A 16,166-nucleotide genomic window follows, 5' to 3' on the forward strand; every position below is an offset into this window, starting at 1 on the left:
ATGCAGCTGCGCCACGCGTTGAAAGCCCTGATCATGATGGCCTCGCTGGGCGGGGCGACCGCATCCGCCAGTGACGCACCCACGGCTTCGACGGCACCGGTGCCGTTGATGTGGAAGGTGTCCGACAAGGACAACGCCGTCTACCTGCTCGGCTCGTTCCACCTGTTGCGCCCCAGCGACTACCCGTTGTCCGGCGATGTCGATGCCGCGTTCGCCGATGCCGAGCGCGTGATGTTCGAGTTGTCGCCCGAAGAGATGCAGTCCCCCGCAGTGGCTCAGCTGATGATGCAGGCGGCGACGCGTGCCGATGGCAAGACGCTGCAGCAGGATCTCGATGCCGACACCTGGAAACGGCTGGAGGCATGGTCGGGCAAGAACGGCGTGCTGCTCGCGCCCTTCGGCCGTTTCGAGCCGTGGTTCGTCGGCCTGACCATCAGCATCGTCGAGATGACCAAGCAGGGCCTGGATCCGAAGCTGGGCTTGGACAATCACTTCATGGAGCAGGCCAAGGCCTCCGGCAAGCCGACGGCCGGCCTCGAGCGTGCACAGGAACAGATCGCCGTGCTTGATGGCATGGACGCGACCGAGCAGCGGCAGCTCGTCGCCGAGGCGCTGGAACAGGCCGAGAAAGGTTCCGAGGAGACCGCGCGCCTGCATGACGCATGGCGACGCGGTGACGCGGAGATGCTCTGGACCGGCATGGCGGCGGACATGCGGACGGAGTATCCGCGTCTTTACCGGCGCATCAACGTGGACCGCAATGACGCGTGGATACCGAAGATCCGGCAGATCCTCGACCAGCCTGGCGACGATGACGCGCTGGTCGTGGTCGGCGCCCTGCATCTGCTGGGCGAGGACGGCGTCGTGGAAAAGCTGCGTGCGCGAGGCTACAAGGTGGAGCGTGTGTGCTCGGCATGCACGGCGGGCAGCCGCTGATCCGACGTGGGTCGACCGGTCGGAAACATCGCGTGCGAGGGCTTCAGCCGGGTTCCATCACGATGCAGTCCACCGGGCAGGCGGGCACGCAGAGTTCGCAGCCCGTGCACAGCGGATCGATCACTACATGCATCTGCTTGGCGCCGCCGATGATGGCATCCACGGGACAGGCCTGGATGCATTTCGTGCAACCGATGCAATCGGCCTCCACCACCACCGCTACCATTGCGGGCTTGTGCGTGCCGCGGGCGCGGTCGTACGGCAGCGGCGGTACGCCCAGCACCCGTGCGAGCGCACGCGCGCCGTCATCGCCGCCGGGGGGACAGTGGTCCACGCCCGCTTCGCCGCATGCCATCGCCTGCGCGTAGGGCAGGCAGCCATCGAAGCCGCACTGCCCGCACTGGGTCTGCGGCAGCAGGCGATCGAGGCGCTCGGTCAGGTCCGCGGTTGCCACGGGGATCAGCGAGGAGTGGGATGGAACCGGCTTCTGCTCGTTCCTCACGTCTCTTCGCTCTGCTCTTGCCTCACCGCACCGGCATGCCGGGCAGGGCACCGGCATCGGCGTCCAGCAATGCCAGTGCGCCACCGTCGAAGCCGGCCGACAGGATCATGCCCTCGCTCAGGCCGAAGCGCATCTTGCGCGGTGCCAGGTTGGCGATGAACACCACGTTGCGGCCGACCAGCGTGTCCGGTTCGCCGTAGCTGGCGCGGATGCCGGAAAAGATCTGGCGCTGGCCCAGGTCGCCGGCATCCAGCAGGAAGCGCAGCAGCTTGTCGGAACCGTCCACGAAGCCGCACTCCAGCACCTTGCCGATGCGCAGGTCTAGCCTGGCGAAATCCTCGATGCCGATGAGGCCGGTCGCATCCTTCGCCTCGGTCGGCACGGCAGCTTTCGCCTGAACCTTCTTCTCGGTAACGGCGGGTGCGGGCGCGAGTGTGTCCTTGGAGGCGTCGGTCATGGCGTCGATCAGTTTCGGGTCGATACGGGTGAAAAGCGGCGAGTAGGTCTGGATGGTGTGGGCGAGCAGCGGGTTGGCCACATCGGCCCACGTCTCCACCGGCGCGCTGAGGAACGCTTCCGCTTCGGCGGCCGTGCGCGGCAGCACCGGCTTCAGTGCCGCTGCGAGAATGCGGAACAGGTTCAGCCCCTGTGTGCAGACCGACTGCAGGTCGGCGTCCGCGCCCTCCTGCTTGGCGATCACCCACGGCTTGGTTTCATCGATGTACTTGTTCGCTTCATCGGCCAGCGCCATCGTCAGGCGCAGCGCCGTGGCGGGTTCGTTGCGTTCGTAGGCATCGGCGATGGGAGCGAGCGCATCGACGAAACGCTGGTACATCCCCGGGTCCGGCAGCGCTTCGGCCAGCGCACCGCCGAAGCGTTTGTCGATGAAGCCGGCACAGCGGCTGGCCAGGTTGACGAACTTGCCGACCAGGTCCGCATTGACGCGCGCGATGAAATCACCGAGGTTCAGGTCGAGATCGTCCACGCCCCCGGACGACTTCGCCGCGTAGTAATAGCGCAGTGCCTCCGGCTCGAGGCCTACGTCCAGGTAGGTGCGCGCCATGATGAACGTGCCGCGCGACTTCGACATCTTCGCGCCATCCACCGTGAGGTAACCGTTGACGTGCAGGCGGGTCGGTGCGCGGTGCCCCGTGCCGTGCAGCACCGCCGGCCAGAACAGGCCGTGGAAGTTGACGATGTCCTTGCCGATGAAATGGTGCAGTTCCACCTCGGTACCGGCGTCGAGATGCGATGCGAAGTCGAGGCCACGCTGCGCACACAGGGCGTGGAAGCTGCTCAGGTAGCCAATCGGCGCATCCAGCCAGACATAGAAGTACTTGCCGGGTGCGCCGGGAATCTCGAAGCCGAAGTAGGGCGCATCGCGCGAGATGTCCCACGCGCGCAGGCCACCGTCGGCATCCAGCCACTCGCGCAGCTTCGCCTTCACGCCCGGCAGGGCGACGTCGCCCGCCAGCCATTCGCGCAGGAACGCATCGAAGCGGCCGACATCGAAGAAGTAATGTTCCGAGTCGCGGATCTCCGGCGTGCTGCCGGACAGGATGGACGTCGGTTCCTTCAGATCGGTCGGTGCGTAGGTCGCGCCACAGACCTCGCAGTTGTCGCCGTACTGGTCGGCGGATCCACAGTTCGGGCAGATACCCTTGATGTAGCGGTCCGGCAGGAACATGCCCTTGGCCGGATCGTAGAACTGCGCCACCGTGCGGCGGCTGATGTGCCCGCCGGCATCGAGGCGCTGGTAGAACTTTTCCGTCAACGCCCGGTTGCCGGACGAGTTGGTCGAGTCGTAATGGTCGAAGGCCACGCCGAAGGCGGCGAAGTCGCGCTCGTGGCTTGCCTGGATGCCCGCGATGAAGGCCTCCGGGGTGACGCCCGCCTTCTCCGCCGCCAGCATGATCGGCGTGCCGTGGGTATCGTCGGCGCAGACGAAATACACCGTGTCCCCGCGCATGCGCCGGGCCCGCACCCAGATGTCGCCCTGGATGTAGCCGACCAGATGACCCAGGTGCAGCGGGCCATTGGCGTAGGGCAGGGCATTGGTGACGAGGGCGGTGCGGCTCATGTCGTACTTCGTTTCGGGGGCGCGCGATTATCGCATGGACGGCCGGATGCCCCTTCCGCCTGGCCAGAACGCAACGGGCCCGGCAATGCCGGGCCCGTCTTGCAACAGGATGCGTCGAGACTTACTGGCGGATCCAGGTCTGCGACTTGCAGATGAAGGCGATGCAGCCGGAGACCTCCAGCTTCTTGCCACCTTCGATCAACTCCATCTTCGACTTGTATTCCTTGCCTTCATCCGGCTTCAGGATGGTGCCGCCCGCGTAATCGCCACCGCCTTCCGCCTTCATGCCGCGGATGATCTCCATCCCCGTAATCGGCTTGTTCTTGCGGTCGCCCTTGCACTTGTCGCAGGTCGGATTGGGCTTGCTCGGGTTGATCAACTCGACGATCCGGCCGGTGATCGTGCCGTTCGCGGCCTGGGTGATCTCGACGAAGGATTTCGGCTTGCCGGTTTCGCTGTCGATGGTCTTCCAGCGGCCGACCACCGGGTCGGCGGCCGAGGCCACCAGCGACAGGGCCATCAGCGGGGCGGCCAGCATCACGGCCATCAGGGTCTTGCGCATGTTCCCCTCCCAGGGATGTAGGTCAGGCCCGCCGGCAACGACCGGCGGGATGCCGCTGTTATACCGCATCCGCCGGCGTATGGAAGCGCGGCGTGCCAGCTGTTCAGCCGTCTTTGCGGGTGCCGAGGTCGGCGTCGTCCGCCTCGGGCGTCTCCGGCTCCTGCGCATCCTGCTGCGGCGCCGTGGCGGGAATGCGCGAAGCCGGCGGGGTTGATCCCGGCACTTGCTCGACGCTGCCCACCGACACACGCCCGATGCGCGGCTTCATCCAGATTTCGTCGTGCCACGCCTGGTACTGCTTCGGGTCCCAGTAGCGGTCGTCGTAGAACTTGCTGCCATCGATCGGAATGAATCCCCCCGGGCCGGGGATGTGGATCTGCAGGTTCCCGGTGAAACCGGTACGGCTTCCCGTGGACCGACGTTTCTCGCGGCGGAGCACGGTGGCCAGGCGCGGCTGCGCGGCTTGGTCGCCGAACCGGGCATAGATGGCCTGGCCTTCGTCGACAGCCCGGGCGCGTTCAGCCTCCGTCAGTTGCTCCCAGTAGCGCTCCCGCAGTCCGAGGAACCCGGTGTACCCGCGCTCGGACGCCAGGTCCATCCACGCATACGCCAGGGCGCGATCCTTCGCCGTCCCCTGGCCGTTCCACAGCATCTCCCCCACCATGCCTTGCGAAGGCTTGTCGCCGTAGTAGGCGGCGCGCTGGTAGAAACGGAACGCCTCGTCGAACTCGCCGGCCTTGAACCGCTTCAGGCCCAGCAGGCGGTAGCGCAGGTCGGGATGCCCGCTCAGGAAGCCGGCGCTGAGCATCATCGCGTCGCGTGTCGGGTCCGGCGGAGGTTTGGCGGCATGTGCCGCGGAAAATGCGGCCGCAGTGCCAGCCAGCAGCAGGCACAAGGTGGTCGTCCTGAGGTTGCCCATGTGTACTCCGACACCGGTGATGGGAAGTAGGCTTCGATTGTGACCGGCGACGTTGTCGCCGGTCACGTCTCGGAAGTCATGGCCGTGGTGCGGAGCCTGGCGCTCTCCACCGCATCCGTGCGGGATGGCCCTACTTCGATGCGCCAGAATCCGTTTTCCCGATATGCCGGTCGAAGAAGGCAAGCATCTCGGTATACAGCTTCACCCGGTTGTCCACGTCGTAGAAGCCATGCATCTCGCCCGACTGGATGATCATGCCTTCCGGCGGATTGCCCGCTGCGATCAGCGCCTTGTTCATGAGTTCGGTCTGCTCGGGCGGCGTGCGCACGTCGCGCGCCCCTGCGGCCAGGTAGACCGGGATCTTCACTTCCGCGGCGCGGCGTGCGGGCGAATTCTCCACCCACGCTTTCTTGTCGATTCCATGCGTGCGGCGCAGGTAGCGCTGGCCGGACTCGGTGCTCGGTATGTCGCCCTTCTCGAACATCATCTCCACATCGTAGACACCGACGTAGCCGAACGTGCACTTGAACAGGCCGGGCGCCCGGATCGGCGCCATCAGCGATGAGTAACCGCCGAAGCTGCCGCCGTAGATGCAGATGCGGTCCTTGTCGGCATGGCCCTTCTGGATCGCCCACTGCGTGGCGTCGATGATGTCGTTCTGGATGCCCTGGCCCCATTGCTGGTGCCCGGCATTCTGGAAGCCACGGCCGTAACCACCGGAGCCGCGGTAATTCACCTGGAGCACGGCGTAACCCCGGCTCGCGAACAGCTGCGTCTCGCCGCTGAAGGCCCAGTCGTCGCGGGGACCGATGGGGCCGCCATGCGGATTGACGATGAGCGGCAGGTTCTTTCCGTTCGAGCCGTTCGGAATGGTCAGGTAGCCATGGATGCGCTTGCCGTCGCGCGCCACGAAGTTGAAAGGCACCACCGACGCCATCTTCGCGGGGTCCAGCTGCGGCAGGCGCTTCATCAGGAAGCGGGCCTTGCCGGAGTCGCGATCGTAGAGGTAGAGCTCGCCCGGATTGTGGTCGCTGTAGACGCTGACGATGATTTTCTTGCCGTCGGTGGTATGGCTGGAAAAATCCACCATCTGCCCCTCGAACGCGGACGCGAGCGAGGCGTAGAGTTCGGCATCCGGATGCGCTTCGTCGATCAGTTTGACGGACGGTGCCCCCGCTTCCGTCACTACCGCGATCAGTGTCGTGTCGTCGGTGGACCAGATACGGTTGCTGATCTGCGCCACGGGGTCATGGAACAAGGGCTTGAACGCCCCCGTGGTGGTGTCCAGCGTTCCGAGCGCCGCCGGCGCCACGCCGTCGTCCTGGGTGACGTAGACGGTTCCGTTGCGCGTGGTGTGGATCACGCCGAGGTGCTTGCCGCCGGACTTGGAAGCGTTCACCAGCGTCCAGTCGCGGCCATCGCGACGGTAGAGTTCCGTACGTTCGTCGAACTCGCCATCTTCGTTGCGGCTTGACGAGCACACGGCGAAACGCGCCTGCTTGTTCTCGTCCAGCGTGATGTTGCAATTCTCCTTGGGTGCACGACCGAGCGATGTGCGCCGCCCGTTGAACACGTCCAGCTTGACCAGCTCTGTGCCGGCGCCTTCGCTGGAGCGGGGCGAGCGGACGTCCATGATGACGAACTGGTCGTCGTCCTGCAGGGTGTCGATGAGGCTGAAACGCTCGGACGTGACGGTCTTCGCGCGCTGGGTGACGTCCTGCGTCCCGTAGAAGACCAGCGGCCGCGGTTGCGAGCCATCGGCATTGACGGCGAACCACTCGCCCGTGCTGAACGGTTGCGCGTAGCCGCCCATCTTGCGGATGGCGTTGAACATCAGGCGGTTAGGGCTGACCCATTCGAACGAGCCCACGCTCTTCTTGTCGGGCAGTTGGCTGACGTTGAGGATCTTCAGGTCACTGGTGCGCATCGTGGTGAGCACGTCCTGGTCGCCCCGGTCCACCGTGATGGCCAGGTACTCACCGGTGGGCGATATCTTCGCGGTGCTGAAGGCAGCGTGGCCGACGAAATCGCGGATCGGCGCCGGCGCGCCCAGTGCCTCGGTCGCGATCAGCCATCCGGCGAGGAAAAGCAGAATTCCTTGACGCTTCATCATGATCTCCTTGTGTGCGGCGTAGGAAGAAAAAGACCCGGCGTCGCCGCCGGGTCCAGGTGTTGCTGCACCGCTCAAACCATCAGTTGAACTTGTAGGTCGCTTCCAGACCCACCTGACGACCGATGGCATCGAAACCGCGCCAGTAGTACGGATAGGTGTAGTTGGTCTTGTCGACCGGATGGTGGTTGTCGAACATGTTGACCACCGACAGGCGCAGGTTGAGCTTCTCGGTGATGTCCTTCGCCACGCTGGCGTTCCAGGTGATGAACGGCGCGATGCGGGTATCGAAATCCGGATACGCCACCGGCACGTTGGGGTCCCAGATGGGCGTGCTGCCCAGGCGGTTCATGAACACCGTTGCCATCCAGTCGTCGTTCGACCAGTTGACCGTCAGGCGCACGCGGCTGCGGTTGTCCAGGTTGCTGTTCAGATCGCGGTAGCTCAGGAGGGCCTGGTCGGCCGAGAGCTTCTGGGTCTGTTCCAGCACATGGGTCCACTGCAGCGTGGCACTGAAGTCGCCGAAGCGATCCGTATCCAGGCGGTAGCGCACGGTGGCGTCGACACCCTTCGTTCCGAGGAACGACTGGTTGATCGGGCCGCTGCGGATCTCGGTGATCTGGTTGGTTTCCGGATTACGCGTGATGCGCCCCAGGGTCGCCTGGCAATAGGCGCTGCTGAGCGGGTACGGGAAGTTCGAACCGTTCGGGTAGCGACCGGTGTTGCAGCCCAGTTCCGCTTCCAGGATCGTCGCACCGCTCTGAACGTTGACGACGTTTTCCAGCTCGACGACATAGTAGTCGGCGGCCAGCGACAGCTGGTCGGTCACGTCCCAGACGAAGCCCGCGGTCCACGATTTGCCGGTCTCCTCTTCCAGCGTGGGCTGGCCCTGGGACGTGGTGAACGCCGAGTAGTTGTAATTCGCGCCCGCCGCGCCGCACACCGCCGCACTCGTACCGATACCGTTGAGCGAGCAGCGGTAGTAGTCGGTGATGGCGCCGAAGGAGCCGCTCGGTTCCGAGAACACGTAGTGCATGTCCGGCGCCTTGAAGCTGGTGGCGTAGTTGGCGCGGACCAGCAGACTGTCGAAGGGACGGAACTCGAGGCCCGCGCCCCAAGTACGCGCGTCATCCACGTCGGTGATGTCGTCGTACTTGTCGTAGCGGCCTGCAAGGCTGCCCGTCAGCATGCTGAAGATCGGGATCTTGAACTCCACGCCCGCGGCATAGCGGTTGCGTTCACCGCTGCCGCCCGTGCCGGTCAGGTTGTAGATCTCACGGACGCTCGGCAGGATGCGGCGGTCGCTTTCCAGGTCGTAGCTCTGGCGCGAGGCCTCGAGCACGCTGGCGAACGACAGCGGGCCGGCGGGCAGTTCGAACAGGTCGCCGGACAGCACGAAGTTCGCGGACGCATTCCGGGACACCGCTTCGTAATGCACCATCGTCGACATGGCCGCATAGTCGGCCGGCGAGATCGGGCCATAGAAGCGATCAAGGTTCAGGCGATAGACCGGCAAGCCGTTCGGAACACCCGCCAGACCCGTGTAGGCGCCCTGGCCGGTTGTGCCCAGACGCGAACCCATGAAGTAGTTAGTCGCGCCCGCCACGGTCAGGCGCGGACGATCGCGGACGATTTCATACTGGGCGCCGCCCAGCGTGAACTCCCAGTCGTAGCGATCGGCGAAGGTGCCGCGCAGACCGAAGGCCAGGTCGAGGGAGTCTTCCTCGAACTTCTGGTACGTGCCTTCGGAACCGCCGTAGCTTTCGGGCGTGATCGCGCGGATCGGGAAGATGCGCATGCCCAGGTTCGGGTCATAGAAGTTGGCGCTCGGCTGCGGGCCACCCTGCCACTGCTCGACACCGCCGCCCAGTCGGCTGCGGGAGTGGAACGCCATGGCGCTCGCCCAGCCTTCCAGGTTGTCGGTGAAGTTGAAGGTGCCATAGACGTAGCCCGACAGGTCATTGCTGCCGTTCGAGACCGTCTGTTCCGCCGGGAAGCGGTCGTAGCCGCAGCCCGGGCCCAGGTTCGCACCGGTCGCGGAGCTCGTATAGAAGTGGTAACGGTAGAGCTCGCTGCCGGAGCAGTCACGACCGGCCGGCAGTACGTAGCCCTGCGTGGCACCGGTGCTGCTCAGGCGACGGATCTGGATGCCGATGGGTGGCTGGTAACCGCCACGGCCGTTGCCTGCGGCAAGCGGGTAGGTGCCCGGGGGCGCCGGGTTGTCGGCGGCCGAATCCATGAAGTCGCGCTGGTAACCCCACAGGGCTTCGGCGTTGTAGGACTCGAACGCGTACGTGACGCTCCAGTTGTCGCCGGTCTTGCCGCCCACCCACTGGATGTCGGCGATGTCACGGCCACCGTCGGTCGAGGTCTGGCCCTTGACCTTGAGGATGTTGCCTTCGTAGTTCGTCTTCAACACGATGTTGACGACGCCGGCAACGGCGTCGGAACCGTAGACGGCCGATGCGCCGCCCGAGAGGATCTCGATGCGTTCGACGGCCGCCGCGGGGACGTTGTTGAGGTTCTGGAAGTTGCTGCGGCCGTTGTAGGGAAACGGATAGTCATTCGCCCGGCGACCGTTGATCAGCAGCAGCGTGCGTCCCGGACCCAGGCCGCGGAGGTTCACCGGGCTGGCGTTGGGCGTGAAACCGCCGGCAGCGTTGAAGTCGTTCTGGACGCTGCCGGTGTTCTGGCTCAGCGTATCGATCGCTTCGGCGACCGTATTGAAGCCTTCCTGCTTGATCTGCTCGGCCGTGATGACGGTGACCGGTGACGGTCCCTCGATCTCTGCGCGCTTGATGCGCGAGCCGACGACCTGCACCTTCCCGAGGTTGGTCGTTTCGGCTTCTGCAGTCGAGCCGCTGGTGGTAGCGTCCTGGGCCAGTGCCGCGCCCGGGATCAGCAACGCGGCGACAAGAGCCGCACCAAGCGGATTGCGCCGGAGCGCTTTCGCGTTTCCGTAGTTCATGTCGGTGAATCCCCTAGAAATCCGTACGTGTAAGCGGCTTTCAATAGGACCGTTCCCATCGGCCCCAGCCGCGCAATAGCGTCCGTGCGACCCGACATTAACACGGAATTAATGTGATGCGCATACCACGAAATTATTTCCGGTGCGTGATGGGATCGTCACGGTCATGACGCGTCATTCAGGTTGCCGGCGAGGCGCCTCGGGGTGAGACAATGGCGGTTTCCCCGCCGCGCGAATCGATGCAAGTGACTGAATCCCATCAGAATTACGCCAGGCCGCGCACGCACGCCGTGCAGGGGGCGCTGTCGCCCCACCCGCGCGTTCGCAATGTGATTGCGGTCGGTTCAGGGAAGGGAGGGGTGGGCAAGTCCACCACGTCGGTGAACCTGGCGCTGGCGTTGGCGGCCGAGGGTGCCCGGGTGGGGGTGCTGGATGCCGACGTCTATGGACCGAGCGTGCCGGCGATGCTGGGGCTCGCGGGGCGGCCGGACAGCCCTGACAACAAGTCGATCGAACCCATGCGGGCGTTCGGGGTGGAGGCCATGTCCATCGGCCTGCTGGTCGACCAGGACACGCCGATGATCTGGCGTGGCCCCATGGCCACGTCTGCGCTGATGCAGCTGTTCAACGACACGCTGTGGGGTGATCTGGACTACCTGCTGATCGACCTGCCGCCGGGTACCGGCGACATCCAGCTGACCCTGGCGCAGAAGATCCCGGTGGCCGGGGCGGTCATCGTCACCACGCCGCAGGACATCGCCACGCTGGATGCCAAGAAAGCGTTGAAGATGTTCGAGAAAGTCGAGGTGCCGGTGCTGGGCATCGTCGAGAACATGGCCGTCCATACCTGCTCCAACTGCGGCCACGTGGAGCACCTGTTCGGGCAGGGCGGTGGCGAACGGATGGCGGCGCAGTACGGCGTGCCGCTGCTGGGTTCGCTGCCGCTGGACATCGCCATTCGCGAGCAGGGCGATGCCGGCCAGCCGGTCGTGGTCGCCGCGCCCGATTCGGCGGTGGCGCAGGCCTACCGGCAGACGGCGAGGGTCATGGCGGAGACGCTGGCACAGCGTCCGCGCGCGCCGTTGTCCATCCTCTCGTCGCTGGTCTAGCGGCCGGCGAAGACGGCGGGCCGGGGCCCGCCCTACAATTCCCCGTCCGCCGTGCGCCGCGCGCGGCCTTCGCCCCACCACACCAGGATTTGCATGAGCATCAAGAGCGACCGTTGGATCCGCCGCATGGCCGAGCAGCAGGGCATGATCGAGCCGTTCGAGCCGGGGCAGGTGAAGTTCGCCAACAAGAGCGGGGCCGAGGGCGAGCGCATCGTCAGCTACGGCACGTCCAGTTATGGCTACGACGTGCGCTGCTCTCGCGAGTTCAAGGTGTTCACCAACATCAACTCCACGATCGTCGACCCCAAGCACTTCGATCCGAAAAGTTTCGTGGACATCGAAGCGGATGAATGCATCATCCCGCCGAACAGCTTCGCGCTGGCGCGCACGGTGGAGTTCTTCCGCATCCCGCGCGACACGCTGGTGGTCTGCCTCGGCAAGAGCACCTATGCGCGCTGCGGCATCATCGTCAACGTGACCCCGCTGGAGCCGGAGTGGGAAGGCCATGTGACGCTGGAGTTCAGCAACACCACGCCGCTGCCGGCGCGCATCTACGCGAACGAGGGCGTCGCGCAGATGCTGTTCTTCCAGTCCGATGCCGACGACGTCTGCGAGACCAGCTACAAGGATCGCGGTGGCAAGTACCAGGGCCAGACCGGCGTGACGCTGCCGCGCACCTGAGGCGGTTGCGCGCTCAGCCCAGCCACCGGCGCCACGCGTCTATCCGTTCTGCCAGTGCGGCAGGACCATGCCGGACCGGGGCGCCGTTGCCCCAGACCGGTCCGGGCCATGCCACGTCGCCCTCGTGCCTGCCGACCAGATGCACATGCAGTTGTCGGACGATGTTGCCGAGGGCGCCGATGTTGAGCTTCTCCACGCCCGGCTGCGCGCGGATCAGCTGGCCGGCTTGGTTGATCTCCGCCAACAGCAGGCGTTGCTGGCCGCCCTCCAGTTCCAGCCATTCGCTGACCCCGTTCACGCGAGGCACCAGGACCAGCCACGGGTAGCGCGTGTCGTCCATCAGCCGTACCTGCGACAGCGGGCCGTCGGCGACGAAGGCGCTGTCGGCCGCCAGGCGTGGGTCCAGGAGGAAATCGCTCATGCCAGGTTCCTTGCGAGGAAATCGAGCGTGCGTTCGCGTGCCAGGCGCGCACTCGACGGATCGTAGTCCGCGCGCAGGTCGCAGTTGAAGCCATGCCCCGCGGGGTATGTGAAAACGTCCATCTGGGGAAGCAGGTCGCGGTGCTGCTGCACCAGCTTCGGCGGTATCGAGGCATCCTGCTCGCCGAAGTGGAACATCACCGGGGCCAGCGGTGTCTCGGAGAGGAAGGGCGCGTTGCGTGCCCCGTAGTAACTCACCGCGGGCAGGCCCAGGCGCATGGCGGCGAGCAGCGCCACCGTGCCGCCCCAGCAGTAACCGACGGCGCCCACCTTGCCGTGGCTCGCGATCGTGTCCGCCGCTGCCGCGGTGATGTCCAGTGCCGCTTCCAGGCCCAGGCGCGTGATCAGGTCGCGGCCGAGCGCGAAGCCGACATCGTCGTAGCCCAGCTCGACGCGGGGCTCCAGGACGTCGAAGTACGCCGGCGCGAGCGCCACGTAACCGTCGATGGCGAAGCCCTCGGCGATGCTGCGGATATGCGCGTTCACGCCGAAGATTTCCTGCACGATCACCAGCGCGCCGCGCGGCGCGTCGGCGGGATCCGCGCGCCAGGCCCCGATGCGGCCGCGGGGCGTGTCGATCTGAGTCCAATGGCCCATCGGCAGGATTCCGGCGAAGACGGCGCCCAGTGTATGCGCAGGCGGCCCCGGACCGAATGGACGGAACGGGCCGCCCGGGGCGGGGCGCTATAATCCGCGGCCCCGTACACGCCGCCGCCGTACTCCCCATGTCTCTGCAGAACCCCAAGGTGGGCTTCGTCAGCCTCGGCTGCCCGAAAGCCCTGGTCGATTCCGAACGCATCCTGACCCAGCTCCGCGTGGAGGGATACGACATCGTGCCGACCTACGACGCGGCGGACGTGGTGGTGGTGAACACCTGCGGGTTCATCGATTCCGCCGTGGCTGAATCGCTCGATGCCATCGGCGAGGCGATGAACGAGAACGGCAAGGTCATCGTCACCGGCTGCCTGGGCAAGCGCCCGGAGCAGATCCGCGAGCAGTACCCGGACGTGCTGTCGATCAGCGGTCCGCAGGACTACCAGAGCGTGATGGAAGCGCTGCACGCGGCGCTGCCGCCGAAGCACGATCCCTTCGTCGACCTGGTGCCGGACTACGGCGTCAAGCTGACGCCGCGCCACTACGCGTACCTGAAGATTTCCGAGGGCTGCAACCACCGCTGCAGCTTCTGCATCATCCCGTCGATGCGCGGCGACCTGGTGTCGCGCCCGGTCGATGACGTGCTGCGCGAGGCCGAGCGTCTGGTGCGCGGCGGCGTGAAGGAACTGCTGGTGGTGTCGCAGGACACGTCGGCCTACGGGGTGGACGTGAAGTACGCCGAACGCGAATGGCGCGGCAAGGCGTACCAGACGCGGATGAAGGCGCTGTGCGAAGGCCTGGGCGAACTCGACGCCTGGGTGCGCATGCATTACGTCTACCCGTATCCGCACGTCGACGACGTGATTCCGCTGATGGCCGAAGGCAAGGTGCTGCCTTACCTGGATATTCCTTTCCAGCACGCAAGCCCGCGCATCCTCAAGCTGATGAAGCGTCCCGGCGCCGTCGACAAGACGCTGGAGCGCGTGAAGCGCTGGCGTTCGATCAGCCCCGACATCACCCTGCGTTCGACCTTCATCGTCGGCTTCCCAGGCGAAACCGACCAGGAATTCGAGGAGCTGTTGCAGTTCCTCGACGAAGCGCAGCTGGACCGGGTCGGTGCGTTCGCCTACTCGCCGGTCGAAGGCGCGGCGGCCAACCTGTTGCCGGATCCGGTGCCGGAAGAAGTGAAGCAGGAGCGTCTCGCGCGTTTCATGGAGAAGCAGGCGGAGATCTCCGCCGCGCGCCTCGAAGCGAAGATCGGCACGGTGCAGCAGTGCCTGGTGGACCTGATCGAGGACGATATCGCCGTCGCGCGCTCGAAGGCCGATGCGCCGGAGATCGATGGCCTTGTGCATATCCAGAATGGCGGCGAACTGGGGCTGCGCGTCGGCCAGTTCGTCGACGTGGAAATCACCGAGAGCGACGAGCACGACCTGATTGGCGATGCCATCGTCGGAACGGCGGGCCGGCCGCTCGACGTCAAGGTGCTGTGACCGCGCCGGCGACGGACACTCATGCTGGCAACGGCCGGCGTCGCTTCGTCGCCCCCTTGCGTGGACGGGTGGATGCCGCATGTTTCCGGCATCCGCTGTTCGACGGGTACGGCGAGTACCGGGACCTGCTGACGGCCCCGCACTGGCCCGACATCGAAGCCCTCAACGCGCGGATGCCGATCTCCGGGCCTCGTTTCGCGAGACAGGATGCCGGCTTGCTTGCCGACGGGCTTCACTACGAAGCACGGACCGCGCAGGGTTCCATCGCCACGCGTGCGGATAACTGGCATGACCTGTTCAACGCGATGGTCTGGCTGCGTCATCCGGCTCTCAAGCACGCGCTCAACCAGCAGCAGTGCGGGCACATCGCGCGCATGGGCTCGCATGAGCGCAGTCCCGCGCAGCAGGCACTGACCCAGTTCGATGAAAGCGGCGTCATCGTGCAGGTGCGCGATGCGGCACTGCTGGATCTGTGGGATCGGCACGACTGGGCGGCACTGTTCCACGCGAACGCCGCGCGCTGGCACGACGGCGGCATCGCCGTTGCTGCGGTAGTGGGCCATGCGCTGATGGAGCAGGTGCTGGTGCCCGGGCGCTTGCTGGTCGGCAAGTGTCTTGTCGTGTTCGGCGATCAGATCAATGTGATCGCGCGCGTGGTCGAATCGATCTTAGCGGGTGCGATCCTCACTGCGCCAAGCGAACTGCGTCCGCTGCCATTGGCCGGCATTCCCGGATGGCACGCAGGACAGGATGCCGCGTTCTACGGCCAGGAGGACTACTTCCGTCCGTTGCGGGACGGCCGCGTTTACCCGCGACCGTTGTGACGATCAGCTCGCGTAGCTGACATCAACCAGCACGAAGCGGGTGATCCCGCTAGGGAGTTCGACCGAGAATTCGTCGTCGATGCGCTTCTTCAACAACGCACGCGCGAGCGGCGAATCGATGCTGATCCAGCCGCGCGTCGCCTCGGTTTCGTCCGGTCCGACGATGCGGTAGCGCGAAGTTTCGCCGCTGGCGATGTTCTCCAGCTCGACGTTGGCCCCGAAGAACACGGCGTCGGGATCGCTGGGCGCGGTGTCGACCACGCGCAGCACTTCCAGGCGCTTGCTCAGGTAGCGCACGCGCCGGTCGATCTCGCCGAGCTGCTTCTTGCGGTAGGTATATTCGGCGTTCTCGGAGCGGTCGCCCTCCGCGGCGGCAGCGGCCAGGGCCTTCACCACCTCGGGGCGGTGCACGCGCCACAGATCGTCCAGCTCCGCCTTGAGGCGGTCGTGGCCTTCGCGGGTGATCAGGGCGGTACTCTTCTCGCCCGGCGGGCGCCAGCGCGACACGTCAGCGTTCTCCGGCGGCTTCCGCGCGCCGCAACGTGCGCCCGCGCGGATCCTCGACCAGCTCGATGCAGCTGCCCGCGGTCAACACCAGCAGATCGTCGTCATGGATGGCGAACTCCTGCGCAGGTCCACCGTCTTCCGGCACGAGCTGCACGCAGGTGCCGTTCCAGGTCACCGACCAGCGGCCGGCGCGCCTGGGTGCCGCCTGCAAGTCGTCCTGGCAGTGCGCTTCCAGCGCGTATCGGCCGTCAGCCCCCAAGTCGAGCAGTACGTCCTGCAATGCGCAGGCTTCCGCCGGCAGGCTGCCGAAGAACGTGCCGGCGAAGGTCGGTGGCGCCGGATTGGCGGCGGAAGCCGCCAGCGACAACGCGCAGGCCAACGGGACGAAACTCCACTTCATG

General features: G+C 65.9%; 15 protein-coding genes. 5 read left to right on the forward strand and 10 right to left on the reverse strand.

Annotation, left to right across the window (positions count from 1 at the left end; all coding sequences use genetic code 11):
* Positions 1 to 36 precede the first annotated feature (36 nt).
* Complete coding sequence (locus CYU89_RS16410) at positions 37 to 936, forward strand: TraB/GumN family protein (RefSeq protein ID WP_296282742.1); 900 nt, start codon at positions 37 to 39, stop codon at positions 934 to 936.
* A gap of 43 nt (positions 937 to 979) precedes the next feature.
* Here CYU89_RS16410 and rnfB read toward each other — a convergent pair whose 3' ends face one another.
* The 6 genes from rnfB to CYU89_RS16440 form a co-directional block, all read right to left on the reverse strand.
* Entirely contained in the window at positions 980 to 1,396 is a 417-nt protein-coding gene (gene rnfB, locus CYU89_RS16415) for an Rnf electron transport complex subunit RnfB (RefSeq protein ID WP_296282743.1), read from the reverse strand.
* Between the two features lie 64 nt (positions 1,397 to 1,460).
* Positions 1,461 to 3,518 (reverse strand): methionine--tRNA ligase, encoded by a 2,058-nt coding sequence (metG, locus tag CYU89_RS16420; protein WP_296282624.1) that lies wholly within the window; start codon positions 3,516 to 3,518, stop codon positions 1,461 to 1,463.
* 121 nt (positions 3,519 to 3,639) lie between these two features.
* Positions 3,640 to 4,080, reverse strand: a complete 441-nt coding sequence (locus CYU89_RS16425; RefSeq protein WP_296282625.1) for a DUF2147 domain-containing protein — start codon at positions 4,078 to 4,080, stop codon at positions 3,640 to 3,642.
* Positions 4,081 to 4,183: 103 nt separating this feature from the next.
* A complete protein-coding gene (locus tag CYU89_RS16430; RefSeq protein ID WP_296282626.1) occupies positions 4,184 to 4,999 on the reverse strand; it encodes a sel1 repeat family protein in 816 nt (271 codons plus the stop codon).
* Between the two features lie 130 nt (positions 5,000 to 5,129).
* Positions 5,130 to 7,112, reverse strand: a complete 1,983-nt coding sequence (locus CYU89_RS16435; protein WP_296282627.1) for a prolyl oligopeptidase family serine peptidase — start codon at positions 7,110 to 7,112, stop codon at positions 5,130 to 5,132.
* Positions 7,113 to 7,191: 79 nt separating this feature from the next.
* Positions 7,192 to 10,077 (reverse strand): TonB-dependent receptor, encoded by a 2,886-nt coding sequence (locus tag CYU89_RS16440; protein ID WP_296282628.1) that lies wholly within the window; start codon positions 10,075 to 10,077, stop codon positions 7,192 to 7,194.
* A 239-nt stretch (positions 10,078 to 10,316) separates the two neighbouring features.
* Here CYU89_RS16440 and apbC point away from each other — a divergent pair, with 239 nt between their 5' ends.
* A complete protein-coding gene (gene apbC / locus CYU89_RS16445) occupies positions 10,317 to 11,186 on the forward strand; it encodes an iron-sulfur cluster carrier protein ApbC (protein WP_296282629.1) in 870 nt (289 codons plus the stop codon).
* A 93-nt stretch (positions 11,187 to 11,279) separates the two neighbouring features.
* Entirely contained in the window at positions 11,280 to 11,867 is a 588-nt protein-coding gene (gene dcd / locus CYU89_RS16450) for a dCTP deaminase (protein ID WP_296282630.1), read from the forward strand.
* 13 nt (positions 11,868 to 11,880) lie between these two features.
* Here dcd and CYU89_RS16455 read toward each other — a convergent pair whose 3' ends face one another.
* Together CYU89_RS16455 and CYU89_RS16460 are read right to left on the reverse strand one after the other, a co-directional pair.
* The gene (locus CYU89_RS16455) at positions 11,881 to 12,288 is read right to left on the reverse strand and encodes an HIT family protein (protein WP_296282631.1); all 408 of its coding nucleotides are present in this window, start codon (positions 12,286 to 12,288) and stop codon (positions 11,881 to 11,883) included.
* On the reverse strand, positions 12,285 to 12,944 hold the full coding sequence (locus tag CYU89_RS16460) for a dienelactone hydrolase family protein (RefSeq protein ID WP_296282632.1): 660 nt from the start codon (positions 12,942 to 12,944) through the stop codon (positions 12,285 to 12,287). Before CYU89_RS16460 ends, CYU89_RS16455 begins: the two co-directional genes overlap by 4 nt.
* A gap of 128 nt (positions 12,945 to 13,072) precedes the next feature.
* On the opposite strand from CYU89_RS16460, the gene rimO reads away from it, so the two are divergent.
* Both rimO and CYU89_RS16470 read left to right on the forward strand, forming a co-directional pair.
* A complete protein-coding gene (rimO, locus tag CYU89_RS16465) occupies positions 13,073 to 14,434 on the forward strand; it encodes a 30S ribosomal protein S12 methylthiotransferase RimO (protein WP_296282633.1) in 1,362 nt (453 codons plus the stop codon).
* Positions 14,431 to 15,258: a DUF3025 domain-containing protein gene (locus tag CYU89_RS16470; RefSeq protein ID WP_296282634.1), complete on the forward strand. Its 828-nt coding sequence runs from the start codon at positions 14,431 to 14,433 to the stop codon at positions 15,256 to 15,258. The genes rimO and CYU89_RS16470 overlap by 4 nt, the downstream gene beginning before the upstream one ends.
* A gap of 3 nt (positions 15,259 to 15,261) precedes the next feature.
* Here CYU89_RS16470 and greB read toward each other — a convergent pair whose 3' ends face one another.
* Entirely contained in the window at positions 15,262 to 15,765 is a 504-nt protein-coding gene (gene greB / locus CYU89_RS16475; RefSeq protein ID WP_296282635.1) for a transcription elongation factor GreB, read from the reverse strand.
* A gap of 1 nt (position 15,766) precedes the next feature.
* Positions 15,767 to 16,165, reverse strand: coding sequence for a copper resistance protein NlpE N-terminal domain-containing protein (locus tag CYU89_RS16480; protein WP_296282636.1), 399 nt, complete (start codon positions 16,163 to 16,165; stop codon positions 15,767 to 15,769).
* Position 16,166: the final 1 nt, after the last annotated feature.

The organism is Pseudoxanthomonas sp., from assembly GCF_002863005.1.
Taxonomy (GTDB): domain Bacteria; phylum Pseudomonadota; class Gammaproteobacteria; order Xanthomonadales; family Xanthomonadaceae; genus Pseudoxanthomonas_A.

Bases quoted from the DNA above. Each gene is read 5' to 3' on its own strand.
- CYU89_RS16410 (WP_296282742.1), top strand. From the start codon at position 37: ATGGCCTCGCTGGGCGGGGCGACCGCATCCGCCAGTGACGCACCCACG.
- metG (WP_296282624.1), bottom strand. From the start codon at position 3,518: ATGAGCCGCACCGCCCTCGTCACCAATGCCCTGCCCTACGCCAATGGC.
- CYU89_RS16425 (WP_296282625.1), bottom strand. From the start codon at position 4,080: ATGCGCAAGACCCTGATGGCCGTGATGCTGGCCGCCCCGCTGATGGCC.
- CYU89_RS16430 (WP_296282626.1), bottom strand. From the start codon at position 4,999: ATGGGCAACCTCAGGACGACCACCTTGTGCCTGCTGCTGGCTGGCACT.
- CYU89_RS16435 (WP_296282627.1), bottom strand. From the start codon at position 7,112: ATGATGAAGCGTCAAGGAATTCTGCTTTTCCTCGCCGGATGGCTGATC.
- CYU89_RS16440 (WP_296282628.1), bottom strand. From the start codon at position 10,077: ATGAACTACGGAAACGCGAAAGCGCTCCGGCGCAATCCGCTTGGTGCG.
- apbC (WP_296282629.1), top strand. From the start codon at position 10,317: ATGCAAGTGACTGAATCCCATCAGAATTACGCCAGGCCGCGCACGCAC.
- dcd (WP_296282630.1), top strand. From the start codon at position 11,280: ATGAGCATCAAGAGCGACCGTTGGATCCGCCGCATGGCCGAGCAGCAG.
- CYU89_RS16455 (WP_296282631.1), bottom strand. From the start codon at position 12,288: ATGAGCGATTTCCTCCTGGACCCACGCCTGGCGGCCGACAGCGCCTTC.
- CYU89_RS16460 (WP_296282632.1), bottom strand. From the start codon at position 12,944: ATGGGCCATTGGACTCAGATCGACACGCCCCGCGGCCGCATCGGGGCC.
- rimO (WP_296282633.1), top strand. From the start codon at position 13,073: ATGTCTCTGCAGAACCCCAAGGTGGGCTTCGTCAGCCTCGGCTGCCCG.
- CYU89_RS16480 (WP_296282636.1), bottom strand. From the start codon at position 16,165: ATGAAGTGGAGTTTCGTCCCGTTGGCCTGCGCGTTGTCGCTGGCGGCT.